Source organism: Streptomyces sp. cmx-4-9 (genome assembly GCF_046548835.1).
Lineage (GTDB): Bacteria > Actinomycetota > Actinomycetes > Streptomycetales > Streptomycetaceae > Streptomyces.
Genome location: NZ_JAEBEE010000009.1, coordinates 158,045 through 178,554 on the forward strand (window position 1 = coordinate 158,045; position 20,510 = coordinate 178,554).

General features: G+C 69.7%; 18 protein-coding genes. 14 read left to right on the forward strand and 4 right to left on the reverse strand.

All coding sequences use genetic code 11. The annotated features are described in order from the left end of the window. Positions 1–26: 26 nt before the first annotated feature. The 3 genes from ACLJTM_RS27250 to ACLJTM_RS27260 all read left to right on the forward strand — a co-directional run bounded on the left by ACLJTM_RS27250 (position 27) and on the right by ACLJTM_RS27260 (position 4,580). The gene (locus ACLJTM_RS27250) at positions 27–728 is read left to right on the forward strand and encodes an HAD family hydrolase (protein WP_411106378.1); all 702 of its coding nucleotides are present in this window, start codon (positions 27–29) and stop codon (positions 726–728) included. Positions 729–1,323: 595 nt separating this feature from the next. Further along, positions 1,324–2,928: an ABC transporter substrate-binding protein gene (locus tag ACLJTM_RS27255; protein WP_411106379.1), complete on the forward strand. Its 1,605-nt coding sequence runs from the start codon at positions 1,324–1,326 to the stop codon at positions 2,926–2,928. A gap of 74 nt (positions 2,929–3,002) precedes the next feature. Beyond that, the gene (locus ACLJTM_RS27260) at positions 3,003–4,580 is read left to right on the forward strand and encodes an ABC transporter substrate-binding protein (protein WP_411106380.1); all 1,578 of its coding nucleotides are present in this window, start codon (positions 3,003–3,005) and stop codon (positions 4,578–4,580) included. 227 nt (positions 4,581–4,807) lie between these two features. On the opposite strand, the gene ACLJTM_RS27265 is transcribed toward ACLJTM_RS27260, so the two are convergent. Together ACLJTM_RS27265 and ACLJTM_RS27270 are read right to left on the reverse strand one after the other, a co-directional pair. Next, on the reverse strand, positions 4,808–5,482 hold the full coding sequence (locus ACLJTM_RS27265; protein WP_411106381.1) for a response regulator: 675 nt from the start codon (positions 5,480–5,482) through the stop codon (positions 4,808–4,810). 65 nt (positions 5,483–5,547) lie between these two features. Next, complete coding sequence (locus ACLJTM_RS27270; protein WP_411106382.1) at positions 5,548–6,597, reverse strand: RecB family exonuclease; 1,050 nt, start codon at positions 6,595–6,597, stop codon at positions 5,548–5,550. A 264-nt stretch (positions 6,598–6,861) separates the two neighbouring features. Here ACLJTM_RS27270 and ACLJTM_RS27275 point away from each other — a divergent pair, with 264 nt between their 5' ends. The 3 genes from ACLJTM_RS27275 to ACLJTM_RS27285 all read left to right on the forward strand — a co-directional run bounded on the left by ACLJTM_RS27275 (position 6,862) and on the right by ACLJTM_RS27285 (position 9,835). Further along, positions 6,862–7,995: a site-2 protease family protein gene (locus tag ACLJTM_RS27275; RefSeq protein ID WP_411106641.1), complete on the forward strand. Its 1,134-nt coding sequence runs from the start codon at positions 6,862–6,864 to the stop codon at positions 7,993–7,995. Between the two features lie 18 nt (positions 7,996–8,013). Further along, complete coding sequence (locus ACLJTM_RS27280) at positions 8,014–8,910, forward strand: tRNA (adenine-N1)-methyltransferase (protein ID WP_030233594.1); 897 nt, start codon at positions 8,014–8,016, stop codon at positions 8,908–8,910. A gap of 397 nt (positions 8,911–9,307) precedes the next feature. After that, the gene (locus tag ACLJTM_RS27285) at positions 9,308–9,835 is read left to right on the forward strand and encodes a hypothetical protein (protein WP_411106642.1); all 528 of its coding nucleotides are present in this window, start codon (positions 9,308–9,310) and stop codon (positions 9,833–9,835) included. 4 nt (positions 9,836–9,839) lie between these two features. Here the strand turns inward: ACLJTM_RS27285 and ACLJTM_RS27290 are convergent, their stop codons facing one another. Beyond that, positions 9,840–10,160 (reverse strand): ferredoxin, encoded by a 321-nt coding sequence (locus ACLJTM_RS27290; protein WP_411106383.1) that lies wholly within the window; start codon positions 10,158–10,160, stop codon positions 9,840–9,842. Positions 10,161–10,424: 264 nt separating this feature from the next. On the opposite strand from ACLJTM_RS27290, the gene arc reads away from it, so the two are divergent. The 6 genes from arc (at position 10,425) to prcA (ending at position 16,568) form a co-directional block, all read left to right on the forward strand. Continuing rightward, the gene (gene arc, locus ACLJTM_RS27295; protein ID WP_411106384.1) at positions 10,425–12,191 is read left to right on the forward strand and encodes a proteasome ATPase; all 1,767 of its coding nucleotides are present in this window, start codon (positions 10,425–10,427) and stop codon (positions 12,189–12,191) included. A 250-nt stretch (positions 12,192–12,441) separates the two neighbouring features. Continuing rightward, positions 12,442–13,953: a depupylase/deamidase Dop gene (gene dop / locus ACLJTM_RS27300; protein ID WP_411106385.1), complete on the forward strand. Its 1,512-nt coding sequence runs from the start codon at positions 12,442–12,444 to the stop codon at positions 13,951–13,953. Positions 13,954–14,123: 170 nt separating this feature from the next. Continuing rightward, positions 14,124–14,336, forward strand: coding sequence for a ubiquitin-like protein Pup (locus ACLJTM_RS27305; RefSeq protein ID WP_030233608.1), 213 nt, complete (start codon positions 14,124–14,126; stop codon positions 14,334–14,336). Positions 14,337–14,732: 396 nt separating this feature from the next. Then, positions 14,733–14,966, forward strand: a complete 234-nt coding sequence (locus ACLJTM_RS27310; RefSeq protein WP_411106643.1) for an endonuclease VII domain-containing protein — start codon at positions 14,733–14,735, stop codon at positions 14,964–14,966. Beyond that, positions 14,918–15,757, forward strand: a complete 840-nt coding sequence (gene prcB / locus ACLJTM_RS27315) for a proteasome subunit beta (protein WP_411106386.1) — start codon at positions 14,918–14,920, stop codon at positions 15,755–15,757. Before ACLJTM_RS27310 ends, prcB begins: the two co-directional genes overlap by 49 nt. A gap of 46 nt (positions 15,758–15,803) precedes the next feature. Further along, complete coding sequence (gene prcA, locus ACLJTM_RS27320) at positions 15,804–16,568, forward strand: proteasome subunit alpha (protein ID WP_411106387.1); 765 nt, start codon at positions 15,804–15,806, stop codon at positions 16,566–16,568. Positions 16,569–16,630: 62 nt separating this feature from the next. On the opposite strand, the gene ACLJTM_RS27325 is transcribed toward prcA, so the two are convergent. After that, a complete protein-coding gene (locus ACLJTM_RS27325; protein ID WP_411106388.1) occupies positions 16,631–17,635 on the reverse strand; it encodes a LacI family DNA-binding transcriptional regulator in 1,005 nt (334 codons plus the stop codon). A 158-nt stretch (positions 17,636–17,793) separates the two neighbouring features. Between ACLJTM_RS27325 and ACLJTM_RS27330 the strand changes: the two genes are divergently transcribed. Both ACLJTM_RS27330 and pafA read left to right on the forward strand, forming a co-directional pair. Then, positions 17,794–19,056, forward strand: a complete 1,263-nt coding sequence (locus tag ACLJTM_RS27330; protein WP_411106389.1) for an MFS transporter — start codon at positions 17,794–17,796, stop codon at positions 19,054–19,056. A gap of 83 nt (positions 19,057–19,139) precedes the next feature. Further along, a complete protein-coding gene (pafA, locus tag ACLJTM_RS27335) occupies positions 19,140–20,501 on the forward strand; it encodes a Pup--protein ligase (RefSeq protein ID WP_030016332.1) in 1,362 nt (453 codons plus the stop codon). Positions 20,502–20,510: the final 9 nt, after the last annotated feature.

A 20,510-nucleotide genomic window follows, 5' to 3' on the forward strand; every position in this document is an offset into this window, starting at 1 on the left:
CTCGTCCCCCCAGAGAGGTGTGCCGGATGACCAGCACCGTTCCCGCGCCCGTCACCCGTACAGCCGACGGGCACGCCCTCCAGGCGGTGCTCCTCGACATGGACGGCACCCTCGTGGACACCGAGGGGTTCTGGTGGGAGATCGAGGCCGAGATCTTCGGGGAACTGGGCCACCGGCTGGAGGACTCCTGGCGGGACATCGTCGTCGGCGGCCCCATGAGCCGCAGCGCCTCCTTCCTGATCGAGGCCACCGGCGCGGACATCAGCGTCGGTGAGCTGAGCGTCCTGCTCAACGAGCGCTTCGAGGCGCGGATCGCCGACCAGGTCCCGCTCATGCCGGGCGCCGAGCGGCTGCTGTCCGAACTCGCCCGGCACCACGTGCCCACCGCCCTGGTCTCCGCCTCCCACCGGCGGGTCATCGACCGGGTGCTGCTCACCCTGGGCCGCGAGCGCTTCGCCACCACGGTCGCGGGCGACGAGGTGCTGCGGACCAAGCCGCACCCCGACCCGTACCTGCTGGCCGCCCGCACCCTGGGCGCGCACCCCTCGCGGTGCGCGGTCATCGAGGACACCGCCACCGGGGTGGAGGCGGCCGAGGCCGCGGGCTGCCGGGTCGTGGCCGTGCCCTCCGTCGGCCTGATCGCACCGGCTCCGGGGCGTACGGTCGTCGGCTCGCTGGAGGACGTGGACCTGGCCTTCCTGCGCGCGCTCATCCCCTCGATGAACTGACGGCGGGCGGGGCGGCCGGGCGCAGGGGCCGCCAGGGGGTCGCCCGGGCCGCCGGGCTGCCGGAGCTGCCGGGGGGTCGCCTGGGCGGCCGAGGGGCCGCCACGCACCGGAACACCGCGTACACGCTCCGTACCGAACGGAAGCCGGTGTGATCAAGGTCCCACGGAAGAATCTTCCGCCGACCGCCCCGGAGGCTGAAATTCCATCCTCTCCGGGCCAGTTGTCCCGGGTGACCTTCATCACCCGCCCCGCGCCCCGCGGCCCCGCCCCGGCTCCCCGCCCGGTCCCCTTGTGTCCGCATTGATCAGCTCATGACCGAATCTGCGCCGACCTCTACGTAAACAGCCAGTCCGTTCCCCTCACCGTGCGGTCACAGCCCCGGTCCGGCCGGTTCCAGCCATCCCGCCCCGGGCCACTAATGTCGACGCGGGCACTGCGCCGCACCCTCAGCCGACCGGTCACACACCCCTGTGCCGGAACCGCGTGGACCGATCGTCACAACACCGGCCCGATCGTTCCGCCCCGAACGGGCGACCGCCGCGAAGTGCCCTCCACACCGCTCTACGCACGTGCCGGTCTAGGGAGTACTTCCAGCATGAACCGCAAGACCCTGGTGCTGACGGCCGCGGCCGGACTGCTCACCCCCACGCTGGCCGCCTGCGGCAGCGCAAGCGGCGGAGGAGCAGGATCCGGAGCGATCGTCGTCGGCACCACCGACCGGTTCGAGGCGGCCGACGCCGCCCCCGCACCGTTCGACCCGGCCTACGCCTACGACGCCGGCGCCTGGAACGTGCTGCGCCAGACCGTCCAGACGCTCATGCACACCCCTCGCGGCGGCGGCCAGCCCGTCCCCGAAGCAGCCTCCGACTGCCGCTTCACCGACGCCGGCAACGAGAGCTACCGCTGCACCCTGCGCCCCGGGCTGAAGTTCGCGAGCGGCGACCCGCTCACCGCCAAGGACGTCAAGTTCTCCATCGACCGCATCCTCGCCATCAAGGACGAGAACGGCCCCTCCTCGCTGCTCTCCACCCTCGACACCGTCGAGGCCAAGGGCGCCGACACCGTCGTCTTCCACCTGAAGACCCCCGACGCGACCTTCCCCTCCAAGCTGTCCACGCCCGCCGCCGGCATCGTCAGCGAGAAGAACTACGAGGCCGGCAAGCTCCGCGCGGGCTTCGCCGTGGACGGCTCCGGCCCGTACACCATGAAGGCCGAAGTCAAGGACAACCAGCTGGTCCGGGCCGTCTTCACCAGGAACCCCCACTACAAGGGCGACCTCAAGGTGCAGAACGACAAGGTCGAACTGCGCACGTACGCCGACTCCGCGGCCATGGGCCGGGCGCTCGCCGACGGCTCCCTGCACATGGTCTCCCGCACCCTGTCGCCCGCCCAGATCACCGAGCTCTCCGCCAAGCCCCCCAAGGGCGTCAAGCTGGTCCCGATGCCCGGCCTGGAGATCCGCTACCTCGGCTTCAACACCGACGCCCCGGTCGTCAAGGACAAGGCCGTGCGCCAGGCCCTCGCCGCAGCCGTCGACCGCAACGCCGTCATCTCCAAGGTCTACGGCAAATCCGCCCAGCCGCTCTACTCCCTGGTCCCCACCTCGGTCAACGGGCACGTCAACTCGTTCTTCAACAAGTACGGCGAGGCCAACACCGCCAAGGCGGCCGCCCTGCTGAAGGACGCCGGGATCAAGACCCCGGTCAAGCTGACCCTCCACTACACCAAGGACCACTACGGCGACGGCACGGCCGTGGAGTTCGAGACCCTCAAGACCCAGCTGAACTCCACCCAGCTCTTCGACATCACCGTCCAGGGCAGCGACTGGGCCGACTTCCGCCCCGCCCAGAAGAAGGGCGACTACGCCGCCTACGGGCTCGGCTGGTTCCCCGACTACCCGGACGCCGACAACTTCCTCGCCCCGTTCCTGGAGCAGGACAACTTCCTGGGCACGCCGTACGCCAACAGCGCGGTGCGCACCCGGCTCATCCCCGAGTCCCGGCGGGCGGTCGACCGCAACGGCGCCGTCCCCGCGATCACGGAGATGCAGGACATCGTCGCCGAGGACGTACCCGTCCTGCCCCTGTGGCAGGGCAAGCAGTACGTCGCCGCACGCGACGGGATCACCGGAGTGGAGTGGTCCGTCAACGCCATCTCCGACCTCCAGCTGTGGGAACTCGGCCGAGGTGTCAGCGGCTGAGAGCGGCAGTATCCGGCGGCGGGTGTCGCAGGCCGGCGCAACGATCGAGTGAGACTGTGAAGGACGTTCGCGTGATGAGACGTAACCAGTGGCTGGCGGCCCCGCTCGGCGCAGCCACCGCCGCCGCGCTGCTCAGCGGTTGCGGTTCGACCGATGGCTCCAACGCCGGCAGCGGCAAGGGCGTGGTCATGGGGATATCCGACCGGGTGAAGGCCACCGACCCCGCGTCGGGCTACGACCCCGGCTCCTGGCTGCTGTTCAACAACGTCTTCCAGTCGCTGTTGAGCTTCCCCAAGGGCGGCACCACCCCCGAACCCGACGCCGCACAGACCTGCGCCTTCGAGGGCTCCGACAGCAAGGTGTACAAGTGCACCCTGCGCGGCGGCCTGAAGTTCAGCAACGGCAACAGCCTCACCTCGAAGGACGTCAAGCACTCCTTCGAGCGCACCCTGAAGATCAACGACGACAACGGCCCCGCCGTGATGCTGTCCTCGATCGCAGGCATCGACGCGCCCGACGACAAGACCGTCGTCTTCCGCCTCAAGGCCTCGGACGCGACCTTCCCCAGCAAGATCGCCTCGGGCGCCGGGTCCATCGTCGACCACACCGAGTACCCGGCCGACAAGCTCCGCACCGACGGCAAGGCCTTCGGCTCCGGCGTCTACAAGCTGGACTCCATCAGCGACAAGAGCGCCAGCTTCTCCGTCAACGGCTCCTACAGCGGCCGCGCCAAGCCGAAGAACACCGGCGTGACCATGAAGTTCTTCAACGAGGACCAGGCCGCCCTCAAGAAGGTCCTGGAGAGCGGCGACGTCGACTTCGCCTTCCGCGGCCTCGCCGCCAAGGACATCGCCGGCCTCGCCGACAAGAGCGGCGACCAGAAGGTCGAGGTCGTCCAGGGCACCGGAGCCGAGGTCGAACACCTCGTCTTCAACATGAACGACCCGGTCGCCGGGAAGCTCCCCGTCCGCAAGGCCATCGCCTACCTCGTCGACCGCGAAGCACTGGTCAAGGAGGTCTACAACGGCACCGCGACCTCCCTGTACTCCGTCGTCCCCGCCGGCATCGCCGGGCACACCACGCCGTTCTTCGACCGCTACGGCGGCAGCCCGCAGCCCGACAAGGCGAAGGCCGTCCTGCGCGCGGCCAACATCAAGGACAAGGTCAAGATCACCTTGTACTCGACGCCCTCGCGTTTCGGCCCCTCCACGGACCAGGAATTCCAGCTGATCGCCAAGCAGCTCAACGACAGCGGCCTCTTCGAGGCCGACGTCAAGTCCGTCGAGTTCGAGCAGTACGAGAAGGACATCGAAGCCGGCAAGTACGGCGTCTACGTGAAGGGCTGGGTGCCGGACTACCCCGACGCCGACAACTTCACCCAGCCGTTCTTCGGCCCGGACAACGTCCTGCGCAACAACTACGACAACAAGGAGATCACCGGGACGATCATCCCGGCGACCTCCGCCAAGTCGGACCGCTCCACCGCCAACGCCGACTACCTCCGCCTCCAGGACATCGTCGCCGACGAGGTCCCGCTCCTCCCGCTCTGGCAGAGCAAGCAGTACGCGGTCACCCGCCCCAACGTCACCGGACTCCAGTGGTCCCTGGACGCCTCGACCGTCTTCCGCTTCTGGGAGATCAGCAAGGGCTGACCCGCCGCGGCCGGCCGCGCCCCCCGGAACCCCCCGGGAGACGCGGCCCGCCCCGCCGCCCCACCGCCAGTGCGGTGACCGGAAGGGTCCACCGGGTCGCGGCGCCCGGCACCGCGCCTCGCGGCGTCGTCGGACCACGCGCGTACGACCGGTACGAGACGTGGCCCTCCGCCGTGCGATGCACCGCACCGGACACCGCGACCCGGCACACCTTCCCGGTCACCGCACTAGGGAGCCGCGCCCGGACGGACCAGACCGCTCTCGTACGCGTACACCGCCGCCTGCACCCGGTCCCGCAGGCCCAGCTTCGTCAGCACATGGCCCACATGCGTCTTCACCGTGGTCTCGCTCACGAACAGGTCCGCCGCGACCTCCGCGTTCGACAGGCCCCGCGCCACCAGCTTCAGGACCTCCACCTCCCGCTCGGTCAGCGTCCCCAGCGTGTCCGGGACACTGTCCTGGCCCGACGGCAGGTGCCCGGCGTACTTGTCCAGCAGCCGCCGCGTGATGCTCGGAGCCAGCATCGCCTCGCCCGCCGCGACCACCCGGATCGCCTGCACCAGCTCCGTGGCCGGCGCATCCTTCAACAGGAACCCGCTCGCGCCCGCCCGCAGCGCCTCCACCACGTACTCGTCCAGGTCGAAGGTCGTCAGCACCAGCACCTTCGCCGGGCCGTCCCGCCCCGGACCCGTGATCTGCCGGGTGGCCTCCACCCCGTCCATGCGCGGCATCCGGATGTCCATCAGCACCACATCGGGCTGCAGCGCCCGCACCTGCTCCAGCGCCTGCAGACCGTCCCCGGCCTCCCCGACCACCGCAAGCTCCTCCTCGGCCTCCAGGATCATCCGGAAGCCGGTGCGCAGGAGTGGCTGGTCGTCGACCAGCAGGACGCGGATGGCCACGGGGCCTCCTCTATTCATCGGGACGGCTGTCGGCGGACCCGCCCCATTCTGCCCTGGGCCCGCGATCAGGAATCCGCCGGGCGCACCGCCCCGTCCCCCGCACCCTCCACCGCAGCCTCCGCTTCCGCCTTCGCGACCGCGGCCTCCGCGACCGTGCTCTCCGCCACCGCGGCCTCCGCCACGGCAGCCTCCGCGACCGCGGACGCCGACACCCGCGCAACCGCCGGCCCCGGGTCCGGCTCCGGCGCACGCGGGCCGATCACCAGCGGGTACACCGGGGGAGTGCCCCCGAACTCCGGACACACCGCACGGTGGTCGCACCAACCGCACAGCTTCGTCGGCCGCGGCCGCCACTCACCCGTCTCCGTCGCCCGCGAAATCGCCTCCCACAGCGCATGGAGCTTGCGCTCCACCCGCTCCAGGTCCGCCACCACCGGGTCGTACGTCAGCACGTCCCCGCTGCCCAGGTACACCAGCTGCAGCCGCCGCGGCACCACCTGCCTGAGCCGCCACACCACCAGCGCATAGAACTTCATCTGGAACAGCGCACCCTCGGCGTACTCCGGCCGCGGCGCCTTGCCCGTCTTGTAGTCGACGATCCGCACCTCACCCGTCGGCGCCACATCCACCCGGTCGATGATCCCGCGCAACCGCAGCCCCGACTCCAGCTCCGCCTCCACGAAGAACTCCCGCTCCACCGGCTCCAGCCGCGTCGGGTCCTCCAACGTGAACCACCGGTCCACCAGCGCCTCGGCCTCCGTCAGCCACCGCGCCAGCCCCGCCCCCTCATCCCCCTCCGGGAACAGCTCCGCCAGCTCCGGCCTCGCCTCCAGCAACCGGTCCCACTGCCCCGGAACCAGCGCCCTCGCCGCCGACGCCGTCCGCTCCTGCGCCGGACGGTCGAAAAGCCGCTCCAGCACCGCATGCACCAGCGTCCCCCGCGTCGCCGCCGCACTGGGCTTCTCCGGCAGCTTGTCGATCACCCGGAACCGGTACAGCAGCGGGCACTGCATGAAGTCGCTCGCCCGCGACGGGGACAGCGAAGTGGGCCGCACAGCGCTCGGCACTGCAACGGCATCGGCTGCGCCAGGCACGGCACCGGAGCTCGTCGTCATGCCCAAAACCCTACGACCCGCAGCCGACAGCACGCGCATACCATCGACGTCGAGCACCCTCGCACTGCATGATCGGTGCATCACACCGCGCTACGGCGCCACTGGAACCCCACCGGAACCAGAGCCGCAGCCCACCCGGACCGCACCACAGAACCGGCGGACCCCACCCGCCGGACACGCACCGAACGAAGGACAGCCGTGGCAGACACCGACGAAACCGGCGAGCGCCCGAGCCGGCGCTCCGGCCCGGGCGGCGGACTCCTCATGGGCCGCCCCTTCGGCGTCCCCGTGTACGTGTCGCCCAGCTGGTTCCTCGTCGCCGCCCTCATCACCTGGGTCTTCGGAGACCAGCTCGACCGGGTCCTCCCGGACCTCGGCCCCCTCCGCTACCTCGTCTCCCTCTTCTTCGCCGTGGCCTTCTACGCCTCCGTACTGGTCCACGAACTCGCCCACACCGTCGCCGCACTCCGCTTCAAACTCCCCGTGCGCCGCATCCAGCTCCAGTTCTTCGGCGGCGTCTCCGAGATCGAGAAGGAATCCGAGACCCCCGGCCGCGAATTCGTCCTCGCCGCCGTCGGACCCCTGCTCTCCCTCATCCTCTCCGGCGCCTTCTACCTCGGCATGAACGCCGTCCACCCGGACACCGTCCCCGGCGTGCTCCTCGCCGGGCTGATGGTCTCCAACCTCCTCGTCGCCGCCTTCAACCTCCTGCCCGGCCTCCCCCTCGACGGCGGCCGCATGCTCCGCGCCGTCATCTGGGGCATCACCGGCAAACCCATGACCGGCACCGTCGCCGCCGCCTGGATCGGCCGCGCCCTCGCCGTCGCCGTCCTCCTCGGCCTGCCGCTGCTCACCCACACCGGCGCCGTCGGCCCCGGCGGCATCGAACGCTCCGGCATGGACACCGTCATGGACGCCCTCCTCGCCGCGATCCTCGCCGCGATCATCTGGACCGGCGCCGGCAACAGCCTGCGCATGGCCCGGCTCCGCGAACACCTCCCCGACCTGCGCGCCCGCACCCTCACCCGCCGCGCCATCCCCGTCGAGCACACCACCCCCCTCTCCGAGGCCCTGCGCCGGGCCAACGAAGCCGGCGCCCGCGCCCTCGTCGTCGTCGACGCCGCCGGCGACCCCACCGCCGTCGTCCGCGAGAGCGCCATCGCCTCCGTCCCCGAACACCGCCGCCCCTGGATCGCCGTCAGCACCCTCGCCCAGGACCTCACCGACGGCATGAAGGTTTCAGCGGAGCTCACCGGCGAAGCACTCCTCGACCACCTGCGCACCCACCCCGCCACCGAATACCTCGTCCTCGAAACCAGCGGCGAGATCTACGGCGTCCTGTCCACCCTCGACGTCGAGAAAGCCTTCGTGAAAGCCATGGCACGGCCCCACTCCTGAAGCCAATACACTGGTCACATGTCCGAACCGACCGGTGCCGCCCGCCGACGCGGGCCCTTCGAGGTCGGGGACCAGGTACAGCTCACCGACCCCAAGGGCCGCCACTACACGTTCACGCTCGAAGCAGGGAAGAATTTCCACACCCACAAGGGTTCCTTCCCGCACGACGAGCTGATCGGTGCCCCCGAGGGCAGTGTTGTCCGCACCACGGGCAACGTCGCCTACCTCGCGCTGCGTCCCCTGCTCCCCGACTATGTCCTGTCCATGCCCCGCGGCGCCGCCGTGGTCTACCCCAAGGACGCAGGCCAGATCCTGGCCTTCGCCGACATCTTCCCCGGCGCCCGCGTCGTGGAAGCAGGAGTGGGCTCCGGCTCCCTGAGCAGCTTCCTGCTGCGCGCCATCGGCGACCAGGGCATGCTCCACAGCTACGAGCGCCGCGCGGACTTCGCCGAGATCGCCACCGCCAACGTGGAACGCTACTTCGGCGGCCCCCACCCCGCCTGGCAGCTCACCGTGGGCGACCTCCAGGACAACCTGTCCGACACCGACGTCGACCGCGTGATCCTCGACATGCTCGCCCCCTGGGAATGCCTCGAAGCCGTCTCCAAGGCACTCGTCCCCGGCGGCATCCTCTGCTGCTACGTGGCCACCACCACCCAGCTCTCGCGCACCGTCGAATCCATCCGCGAGTTCGGCTGCTACGCCGAACCGCAGCCCTGGGAATCGATGATCCGCAACTGGCACGTCGAGGGCCTGGCCGTCCGCCCCGACCACCGGATGATCGGCCACACCGGCTTCCTCGTCACGGCCCGCCGCCTCGCGGACGGCGTCGAACCCCCCATGCGCCGCCGCCGCCCCTCCAAGGGCGCCTACGGCGAGGACTACGACGGCCCCGGCAGCGACCGCTCCGCCTGAGCCGCCCGGCCCGCACCCAACACGACGGCGCTGCGGCGCAGTTCCCCCCACCAGCGGGGAACTGCGCCACAGCGCCTTTTCGTTGCCCCACCCGACCGGCACCCGACCGGCACCCGACCGGCACCCGACCGGCACCCGACCGGCACCCGACCGGCACCCGACCGGCACCCGACCGGCACCCGACGCGCAGCCCGACCCGACGCCGGCCACCGGGCAGCGCCACCCGGACCCAGCCGTTCCCCCTCCGTGTGAGGTGTGGCACGATGCTGGCTCCCCGTCACCCTTCACACAGGAGACACCCCGCGTGCCGCACCGCACCGCCGAGCCGTCCCCGGTCCGGGAAGACCTGGCGCACAGCCGCACCAGCCCCCTCCACTGGCTCGCCACGGCCACCGCCATGGCCGCCGTCATCGCCGCCGCAGGACTCTTCCAGCCGGCCACCGGCACCCCCGCCGAAACCGTCGCCGCCGCCGGAGCGCCCGCCGCGGACGACCCCCGCGACACCACCCCCGCTCCCGCCCCCGACGCAGCCGCCGCCACCTACCCCCTGGACTGCCACGGCGCCCCCCACACGGTCACCGCCACCGCCGAAGGCGACCTTGACGCCGACGGCCGCCCCGAGACCGTCGCCGCCGTCCGCTGCGACGCAGGCTCCGGCACCCCGCCCCACGCCCTCTACGTCCTCACCCGCGACCGCGCCCCCGCGGCCGCCCCCCGCCTCGTCGCCACCCTGCTCGACACCGGCCGACAGCAGACCGTGACCGATCTCACCATCCGCGACGGGACCGTCACCGCCCACCTCCTCGGCTACTCCTCACCCGAAGTGCCCCGCTACAGCCCCGACACCAAGCAGCTCGCCAAGTGGCGGTGGAGCGGCGGAAAATTCCGCCAGGAGCTGACGGACTCGACCGCCAGGAGTGTTTGAACGCTCACTCCGCGTCGGGACCGAACACTTCCACCCGGTCCGACACACGCCTCACGTGGATGCAGTCACCCGGGCACTCCTTCGCCGAGTCGACCACGTCCTGGAGCAGCGTGAGAGGAACCGGAGCACTCGCCCCCGCCTCCTGGAGGAGCTCGTCCTCCTCGCTCTTCACATACGCCAGACCATCGATGTCCAGCTCGAACACCTCAGGCGCGTACTGCACGCAGATCCCGTCCCCGGTGCAGAGGTCCTGATCGATCCACACCTCGAGCGGCTCTCCGGACTCGCCGGCACCGCCCGCCGGAGCCTCCTGCTGCACGGTCATATCTCCTGCCGTTCCCTGCGCTGAGTGATCCATCCCGGTCACCACCCGCAGCAAGTCGCGCGGGCCCTGACGGGTGTTGAACTCTTCGACCTTACAACCGGCCGCTTTCCGATGTTGATGGGTGGGTATTTCCTTGGCGTGAGGGAGTACGCAAGGGTGAAGATCGGACACACCCCTACCGTCTTTGTGATCTAGGGGTTTCAATCACCACCAGCCCAGGTAGGGTCAGGAAGCGTCCAGCTCCCCTTGGAGGAGGTGAGGACCGTGGCAGCCCACGACGACGACATCAACCGCGGCATCCGGCCCGGGCGAGGGTCTGAGGACCCCGCCGGCCAGGTTGCCTATCTCGAGCAGGAAATCGCCGTCCTGCGACGTAAGCTCGCCGACTCTCCGCGACACACGAGGATTCTCGAAGAGCGGATCGTCGAGCTGCAGACAAATCTGGCCGGCGTCTCCGCTCAGAACGAACGACTGGCGAATACCCTCCGTGAGGCCCGCGACCAGATCGTGGCCCTCAAGGAAGAAGTCGACCGGCTCGCCCAGCCGCCGGCCGGTTTCGGTGTCTTCCTGCAGTCCAACGAGGACGGCACCGTCGACATCTTCACCGGAGGCCGAAAGCTCCGTGTGAACGTCAGCCCCAGCGTCGAACCGGACGACCTCCGGCGCGGCCAGGAAGTCATGCTCAACGAAGCCCTCAACGTGGTCGAGGCCATGCAGTACGAGCGGGCCGGGGACATCGTCACCCTCAAGGAGATCCTTGAGGACGGCGAGCGCGCCCTGGTGGTCGGGCACACCGACGAGGAAAGGGTGGTGAGGCTCGCCGAGCCGCTCCTGGACATCACCATCCGCCCCGGCGACGCCCTCCTGCTCGAACCCCGCTCCGGCTACGTCTACGAGGTCGTCCCCAAGAGCGAGGTCGAAGAACTCGTCCTCGAAGAGGTCCCGGACATCGACTACGACAAGATCGGCGGCCTGGGCGACCAGATCGAGCTGATCCGCGACGCCGTCGAGCTCCCCTACCTCTACCCCGACCTCTTCAAGGAACACGAACTGCGGCCCCCGAAGGGCATCCTGCTCTACGGCCCGCCCGGCTGCGGCAAGACGCTCATCGCCAAAGCCGTCGCCAACTCCCTTGCCAAGAAGGTCGCCGAGGTCACCGGCCAGCCCGCCGGGAAGTCCTACTTCCTGAACATCAAGGGCCCCGAACTCCTCAACAAGTACGTCGGTGAGACCGAGCGGCACATCCGCCTCGTCTTCCAGCGTGCCCGGGAGAAGGCGAGCGAGGGCACCCCCGTCATCGTCTTCTTCGACGAGATGGAATCCCTCTTCCGCACCCGCGGATCCGGAGTCAGCTCGGACGTGGAGAACACCATCGTCCCGCAGCTCCTCGCCGAGATCGACGGTGTCGAAGGCCTGGAGAACGTCATCGTCATCGGCGCCTCCAACCGCGAAGACATGATCGACCCGGCCATCCTGCGCCCCGGCCGCCTCGACGTGAAGATCAAGATCGAGCGCCCGGACGCCGAAGCCGCGAAGGACATCTTCGCGAAGTACCTCAAGGCCACGCTGCCCCTGCACACGGACGACCTGTCCGAACACCAGGACTCGCGGCCCGGCACCGTCCACAGCATGATCCAGACCGTCGTCGAGCAGATGTACGCCGAAACCGAGGAGAACCGCTTCCTCGAGGTCACGTACGCCAACGGCGACAAGGAAGTCCTCTACTTCAAGGACTTCAACTCGGGCGCCATGATCCAGAACATCGTGGACCGTGCGAAGAAGATGGCCATCAAGGCCTTCCTCGAGCACAACCAGAAGGGCCTGCGCGTCTCCCACCTCCTCCAGGCCTGCGTGGACGAGTTCAAGGAGAACGAAGACCTGCCCAACACCACCAACCCCGACGACTGGGCCCGTATCTCCGGAAAGAAGGGCGAGCGGATCGTATTCATCCGCACCCTCGTCACCGGAAAGCAGGGCGCGGATACCGGACGCTCCATCGACACGGTGGCAAACACCGGTCAGTACCTCTGACGAAGCGGGACGGCTGCGGATGCCCTCCCGGGCATCCGCAGCCGACTGCTTTACCGACTGCATTTCAGCCGGTGACAGCAGCACGTCAATGACTGAAATGATCTCCCCACCAGCGCGTGGTGGTTCTAGGCTCTTCCGTACCGCCTCATCCGCAGTGCGGGGACCGGACACCGCACCGCACACGCACCGGAGCACCAGCGGTACTTGAGCGCCGCCCCGAACGGGAGCGCCGCCGGGCAAGGAGGGCCGCATGACCGTACGGCGAGTAATGGGAATCGAGACGGAGTACGGGATCTCCGTCCCCGGGCACCCGAACGCCAATGCCATGCTCACCTCGTCCCAGATCGTCAACGCCTACGCGGCGGCGATGCACCGGGCGCGACGCGCCCGCTGGGACTTCGAGGAGGAGAACCCGCTGCGGGACGCCCGCGGCTTCGACCTCGCCCGCGAGGCCGCCGACAACAGCCAGCTCACCGACGAGGACATCGGCCTCGCCAACGTGATCCTCACCAACGGCGCCCGGCTCTACGTGGACCACGCCCACCCCGAGTACAGCTCCCCGGAGATCACCAACCCGATGGACGCCGTCCTCTGGGACAAGGCCGGCGAACGGATCATGGCCGAGGCCGCCGTCCGCGCCGCCCAGCTCCCCGGAGCCCAGCCGATCCACCTCTACAAGAACAACACCGACAACAAAGGCGCCTCCTACGGCACGCACGAGAACTACCTGATGAAGCGGGAGACCCCCTTCTCGGACATCGTGCGCCACCTCACCCCCTTCTTCGTCTCCCGCCAGGTCGTCACCGGCGCCGGACGCGTCGGCATCGGACAGGACGGCCGCGAGCACGGCTTCCAGATCAGCCAGCGCGCCGACTACTTCGAGGTCGAGGTGGGCCTCGAAACCACCCTCAAGCGCCCCATCATCAACACCCGCGACGAACCCCACTCCGACGCCGAGAAGTACCGCCGCCTGCACGTGATCATCGGCGACGCCAACCTCTCCGAGACCTCCACCTACCTCAAACTCGGCACCACCGCCCTGGTCCTCTCCATGATCGAAGACGGGTTCATCACCGTCGACCTCGCCGTGGACCAGCCCGTGCGCACCCTCCACCAGGTCTCCCACGACCCGGACCTCCACCACCTCATCACGCTGCGCAGCGGCCGCACGCTGACCGCCGTACAGCTCCAGATGGAGTACTTCGAGCTGGCCAGGAAGTACGTGGACGAGCGGTTCGGCTCCGACGCGGACGACCAGACCAAGGACGTCCTCGCCCGCTGGGAGGACGTGCTGGGCCGGCTGGAGACCGACCCGATGAGCCTGTCGGGGGAGCTGGACTGGATCGCCAAGCGGGAGATCCTCGAGGGCTACCGCAGGCGCGACGGACTCGACTGGGACGCGGCCCGGCTGCACCTGGTGGACCTCCAGTACGCGGACGTCCGCCCCGAGAAGGGCCTCTACAACCGCCTGGTGGCCCGCGGCAAGATGAAGCGGCTCATCACCGAGCCGGACGTGGAACGGGCGCAGAGCAAGCCTCCGGAGGACACCCGGGCCTACTTCCGCGGCCGCTGCCTGGAGCAGTACGCGGACGACGTGGCCGCGGCGTCCTGGGACTCCGTGATCTTCGACCTCCCGGGCCACGACTCCCTCCAGCGGGTCCCCACCCTGGAGCCGCTGCGGGGCACCCGGGCGCACGTCAAGGAGCTCCTGGACCGCTGCCGCACGGCGGAGGACCTGGTCCGGGTTCTTTCGGGGCGCTGAGGGGGCCTGAAAGGGCTCCGGTCCGGGAATCATGGAGACACCGGACTTGTGAAAGTGCGGGGACGAATGTCGGACCCTCCTTGTAGGGTCCGACGTAGGGTCTGATCTTGGGAGATCCCGATCCGGGGTCTCTCTGTGTGAGCGTGCGAACCGAGCGGGGTGAGGTAGACATGGCGACCAAGGACACCGGCGGCGGACAGCAGAAGGCGACGCGCTCGACCGAGGAGGTCGAGGAGGCGGCGGTCGAGGAATCGACCGACCTCAAGGAGCGCCAGGAAAAGCTCTCCGACGACGTCGACTCCGTACTTGACGAGATTGACGATGTCCTGGAGGAGAACGCCGAGGACTTCGTGCGGAGCTTCGTTCAGAAGGGTGGAGAGTGATTTCACCTTCGAATCGAAGGTGAAGCTCTTCGGGGAGGGTGAGTGTCGGAGGATGGGAAGCGCTGCGTGAGATGTGGCGAGACAAAGCCACACAGTGCCTTCGCTTCGAATCGGGCGATGCGCGACGGCTTGCAGGTCTACTGCAGGCCGTGCGTAGCCGACTATCACCAGGAGCGGCAGAAGGCCAAGGGCCGGAATGTGCGTCCACGCGTTCCCGCGCCGGAAGGGCACAAGTATTGCCGCCGGTGCGGTGAGGTCAAACCGCATTCGGCATGGGATCGCAACAAGACGGCGTCGGACGGGTTGTCCACGCGCTGCAAGACCTGTCGTGCGGCGGAGGGACGGGCGAGCCATCTCAAGCGTTCCTATGGCATGACAGAGGCTCAACGTGACGAAATGATTGCAGCTCAAGGCGGGCTTTGCCTGATCTGCCTAAAGGCTCCGGCCGTGCATGTGGATCACTGTCATGCGACGGGTAAGGTCCGAGGCGTACTGTGCTTCAACTGCAACTCGGCCATCGGCAAGTTGGGAGAGGATCCCGACACTCTGCGTCGGGCCATCTCATACCTGGAGGGACACGCGTGGAAGCCAACAATCTTGGCACAGGGCGTCTACCGGCAGCCTTCCTGACGCCGGGGTCGTCGTCCTTCATGGACTTCCTGGGCGCGCACTCGCCCGAGATGCTGCCCGGCAACCGCAGGCTGCCGGAGGGCGTGGTCGAGGCGCCGCACGGGACGACCATCGTGGCCGCGACCTTCCCCGGCGGGGTGGTGCTCGCCGGTGACCGGCGGGCGACCATGGGGAACATGATCGCGCAGCGGGACATCGAGAAGGTGTTCCCGGCCGATGAGTACTCGGCGGTGGGCATTGCCGGTACGGCCGGCCTGGCCGTGGAGATGGTGAAGCTGTTCCAGCTGGAGCTGGAGCACTTCGAGAAGGTGGAGGGGACGACCCTTTCGCTGGAGGGCAAGGCGAACCGGCTGTCGACCATGATCCGGAGCAATCTGGGCATGGCGATGCAGGGTCTGGCCGTGGTTCCGCTGTTCGCGGGGTACGACGAGGCCAAGGAGAAGGGGCGGATCTTCTCCTACGACGTGACCGGCGGCCGCTCGGAGGAGCACGGGTACGCCGCGACCGGTTCGGGTTCGATCTTCGCCCGGGGTTCCATGAAGAAGCTCTACCGTCCCGACCTGACGGAGGAGCAGGCCACCACGCTGGTCGTGCAGGCGCTGTACGACGCCGCGGACGACGATTCGGCGACCGGTGGGCCGGACCTGTACCGCCACATCTACCCGATCGTCACCGTGATCACGGACGAGGGGTTCCGCAGGCTGACCGACGGCCAGTCGCAGGAGCTGGCCCGTACGGTCACCAACCGTCGGCTGGAGCAGCCCGACGGCCCGCGCGCCGCCCTGCTCTGACCATCCGTCGCCCCGTAGGAGCCCAGAAGAAAGGGACGGACAGCCGGTGTCGACTCCGTTCTATGTGTCACCCCAGCAGGCCATGGCCGACCGGGCGGAATATGCCCGCAAGGGCATTGCCCGTGGTCGCAGCCTCGTCGTGCTGCAGTATGCCGACGGCATCGTGTTCGTCGGTGAGAACCCCTCCCGTGCCCTGCACAAGTTCAGCGAGATCTACGACCGGATCGGCTTCGCGGCCGCCGGGAAGTACAACGAGTACGAGAACCTGCGGATCGGCGGTGTGCGCTACGCGGATCTGCGGGGGTACACCTACGACCGCGATGACGTGACGGCCCGTGGGTTGGCGAACGTGTACGCCCAGACGCTGGGCACCATCTTCTCCTCGGCGGGTGAGAAGCCGTACGAGGTGGAGCTGGTGGTCGCCGAGGTCGGTGCCACGGCGGCGGGGGACCAGATCTACCGGCTCCCGCACGACGGGTCGATCGTGGACGAGCACGGCTCGGTCGCGGTCGGCGGGAACGCCGAGCAGATCAGTACCTTCCTGGACCAGCGCCATCAGGACGGGATGACCTTGTCGGAGGCGTTGAAGCTGGCGGTGCAGGCGCTGTCCAGCCAGGCCAACGGTGCGGACAAGGCGATTCCGGCGGATCGGCTGGAGGTGGCGGTGCTGGACCGTACGCGGGCGCAGCAGCGCAAGTTCAAGCGGATCCGGGGCCGGCAGCTGGCGCGGTTGCTGGAGGCGGAGGTGACGGCGGCGGTGCAGGCCGATGCCGTGTCGAACGATGAGGTCGCGGAGGACGAGGGCGAGTAGGCGTCCGTCTGCGGGGAGGGGCCCCGGTCTGCCGTTCGCGGCGGGTCGGGGTCTTTTCGTGTTCAGGGGGTGGTGGCGGGGGCGGGGCCGGTGGAGTCGCGGACGACGAGGTGGACGGGGAGGTCGGGGGCGTTCCAGGGGGCGCCGTCGAGGACGGTGAGGAGGGCGGTCATGCCGTGTTCGCCGACGTGTTCGGCGGGGAGGCGGACGGTGGTGAGTTCGGGTTCGACGGCGGTGGCGAGGGCGAGGTCGTCGAAGCCGGTGACGGAGAGGTCCTCGGGGATGCGCAGGCCGAGGCGGCGGGCGGCTTTGCAGGCGCCGGCGGCGAGGATGTCGTCGTCGCAGACGATGGCGGTGGGGCGGCCCGGGGAGGGGGCGAGGGCGTTCTCGGCGGCTGTCCGGGCGCCGTGGACGGTGAGGGGGGCTCGTACGGTGCGCAGTTCGGCGTGGGGGCTCAGGAGGGCGCTGAGGGCTTCGGCGCGGACGTGGAAGGTCCAGGAGTCGACGGCGGAGGCGAGGTGGAGGAAGCGCCGGTGGCCGTTGCGCAGGAGGTGTTCGGCGACTTGGCGCATGCCGTCGGCCATGGCGAGGTTGACGTGGGCGGCGGCGGTGGTGGAGGTGGGGTCGCTGTCGAGCATGACGAGGGGGAGTGCGTCGCCGCCGAGGGCTTCGAGGGTGTGGGCGGCCATGGAGGAGGCGATGACGCCGTCGAGGGCGGCGCGGGCGGAGGCGAAGGGGTCGCGGGCGGGGCCGGTGCCGTCGGGGGAGGGGTAGAGGACGACGCCGAAGCCGTGGGCGGCGGCGACGCGGGCGGCGCCGGTGTAGACGCGGGCGAAGAATTCGTTGGTGAGGGCGGGGACGACGAGCAGGGCGGTGCGGGTGGAGCCGAGGCGGAGGTTGCGGGCGGCGAGGTTGGGGCGGTAGCCGAGGCCGGCGGCGGTGTCGCGGACGTGTGCGGCGGTGCGTTCGGAGACCCGGCCGCGCCATTTGTCGCCGAGGACGAGGGAGACGGTGGCCTGGGAGACGCCGGCGGCGGTGGCGACGTCGCGGCTGGTGGGTCTCGTCACAGGGGGTGCTCCTGGGGGCGGGGACCGTGGGGGTGGGGGGGTGGGCGGGGTCCGGGGAGGCGGGTGCGGTGTGGACGGGCGCGGTGGGGCCATGGTACGTATGACCTCGTCACGTTATACGTATTACCCGGGCGTGGTCCGGGCAGGAGGAGGCCGACATGGCCGCGGGATATGCGGAGCTGCTGCGGACGCGGCATGCCGCGAGGCTGCTGGCGGGCACGCTGATAGGGCGGCTGCCGAACGGCACGGCGCCGATTGCCATCGTGCTGTTCACCCGGGCCGAGGGGGGCAGCTACAGCCTGGCGGGGGCGCTGGCCGCGGTGTACGGGCTGGCCAATGCGGTCGGCCAGCCGCTGCTGGGCCGGGCGGTGGACCTGTTCGGCCAGCCGCGGGTGCAGCTGCCGGCGGCGGTGGTGTCGGCGCTGGGGATGGTGTGGCTGGCGCTGGCCGGGACGGGTTCTCCGGCTGCCGCGTACGGGGCGGTGGTCGTGGCGGGGCTGTTCACGCCTCCGCTGGAGGGCGGGCTGCGGGCGCTGTGGCCGGGTGTGCTCGGCGGCCGGGAGGAGCGGGTGCATGCGGCGTACGCGCTGGACGCGGTGGCCCAGGAGGTCATGTTCACGGTGGGCCCGCTGCTGGTGACGCTGTTCGTGGCGCTGTGGGATCCGGCGGCGGCCCTGCTGGTGATCAATGCGATCGGGGTGCTGGGTGCGCTGTCGGTCGTGGTCAGCGAGCCCTCGCGGACCTGGCGGTCGGCTCCGCGGGAGGCGCACTGGCTCGGGGCGCTGCGTTCGCGGGGGCTGCTGGCGCTGCTGGGGGCCTTCTTCTTCGTGGGGACGGCGCTGGGGTCCATCACGGTGGCGGGTGTGGCGTACGCGGACGACCACGGCCGTCAGGCGGTGTACGGCTGGCTGATGGCGGCGCTGGGGCTCGGTGCGCTGGTCGGCGGTGTGGTGTACGGGGCCCGGCAGTGGTCCGGGGCGCCCGAGCGCCGGCTGCGGCTGCTGGTGGCGCTGCTGGCGGTCTGCTATCTGCCGCTGATGCTGACGCCGGGTCCGGTGGCGATGACGGGGCTGGCGGCGCTGGCGGGGGTGTTCCTCGCCCCGTCGATCGCGTGCGCGTTCATCGTGGTGGACCGGCATGCCCCGGCGGGCACGGTGACGGAGGCCTTCTCGTGGCTGGTGACCTTCTTCGGGGTGGGTGCGGCGATCGGCACGGCGGCGGCGGGCCCGGCGGTGGAGTGGGGCGGTACGGCGGCGAGCTTCGGTGTGGCGGCCGTCGCGGGGGCGGCGGCGCTGGTGGTCCTGACGGCCACTCAGCGGGTGCTGGCAACTCCCGGGCGCAGCCGGGCGGTGGCGGCCGGGGCCGAGGAGGCGGTGCAGGACCCGGCGGGGACGGCGTCCGGGGTCCCTTCGGCGGGCTGATGGCGGGGGCCGTTCCGTGGGCTGATCGGAACGGCATGGGCGAACCCGGTTTCAGAAGAGGGCAGAAGGCGTAATGTTCAGTCATGGACCGCCGCATTTTCGGGCTGGAGAACGAGTACGGCGTCACGTGCACGTTCAGGGGACAGCGCCGACTGTCTCCTGACGAAGTGGCGCGCTACCTCTTCCGCCGTGTTGTGTCATGGGGCCGCAGCAGCAATGTCTTCCTGCGGAACGGCGCCCGCCTCTACCTCGACGTGGGTTCGCATCCGGAATACGCAACACCCGAATGCGACAACGTGACCGAACTGGTCACGCACGACAAGGCGGGCGAGCGCATTCTCGAAGGCCTGCTCGTCGACGCAGAACGCCGCCTGCACGAGGAGGGAATCGCGGGCGACGTCTATCTCTTCAAGAACAACACCGACTCGGCGGGCAACTCGTACGGCTGCCACGAGAACTATCTGGTGGCCCGGCACGGGGAATTCTCCCGCCTGGCGGACATCCTCATTCCGTTCCTGGTCACGCGGCAGCTGATCTGCGGCGCGGGCAAGGTGCTCCAGACCCCGCGGGGTGCGGTGTACTGCGTCAGCCAGCGGGCGGAGCACATCTGGGAGGGTGTCAGTTCCGCGACGACCCGCTCCCGGCCGATCATCAACACCCGCGACGAGCCGCATGCGGACGCGGAGCGCTACCGGCGGCTGCACGTCATCGTCGGCGATTCGAACATGTCCGAGACGACCATGCTGCTGAAGGTCGGGGCCACCGACCTGGTGCTGCGCATGATCGAGGCGGGCACCGTGATGCGGGACCTGACGCTGGAGAACCCGATCCGGGCGATCCGGGAGGTCAGCCACGACATCACCGGTCAGCGCAAGGTGCGCCTGGCGAGCGGCCGGGAGGCCTCGGCGCTGGAGATCCAGCGGGAGTACTACGACAAGGCGGTGGACTTCGCCGAGCGGCGGGGCATCCGCACGGGCGTGGTGGACCAGGTGCTGGAGCTGTGGGGCCGCACGCTGGACGCGATCGACGCGGAGGACCTCGACCGGATCGGGACCGAGATCGACTGGGTCATGAAGTACCAGCTGATCGAGCGGTACCGCGCCAAGCACAACATGACCATGTCGAATCCGCGGGTGGCGCAGATAGACCTCGCCTACCACGACATCCACCGCCGGCGGGGGCTGTACTACCTGCTGGAGCGCAAGGGGCAGGCGGCGCGGATCTGCAACGACCTCAAGATCTTCGAGGGCAAGTCGGTGCCCCCGCAGACGACGAGGGCGCGGCTGCGCGGCGACTTCATCCGCCGGGCGCAGGAGCAGCGGCGGGACTTCACCGTCGACTGGGTGCACCTGAAGCTGAACGACCAGGCGCAGCGGACCGTGCTGTGCAAGGACCCGTTCCGGTCGGTGGACGACCGGGTGGAGAAGCTGATCGCCGGCATGTGAGAGGGCCGG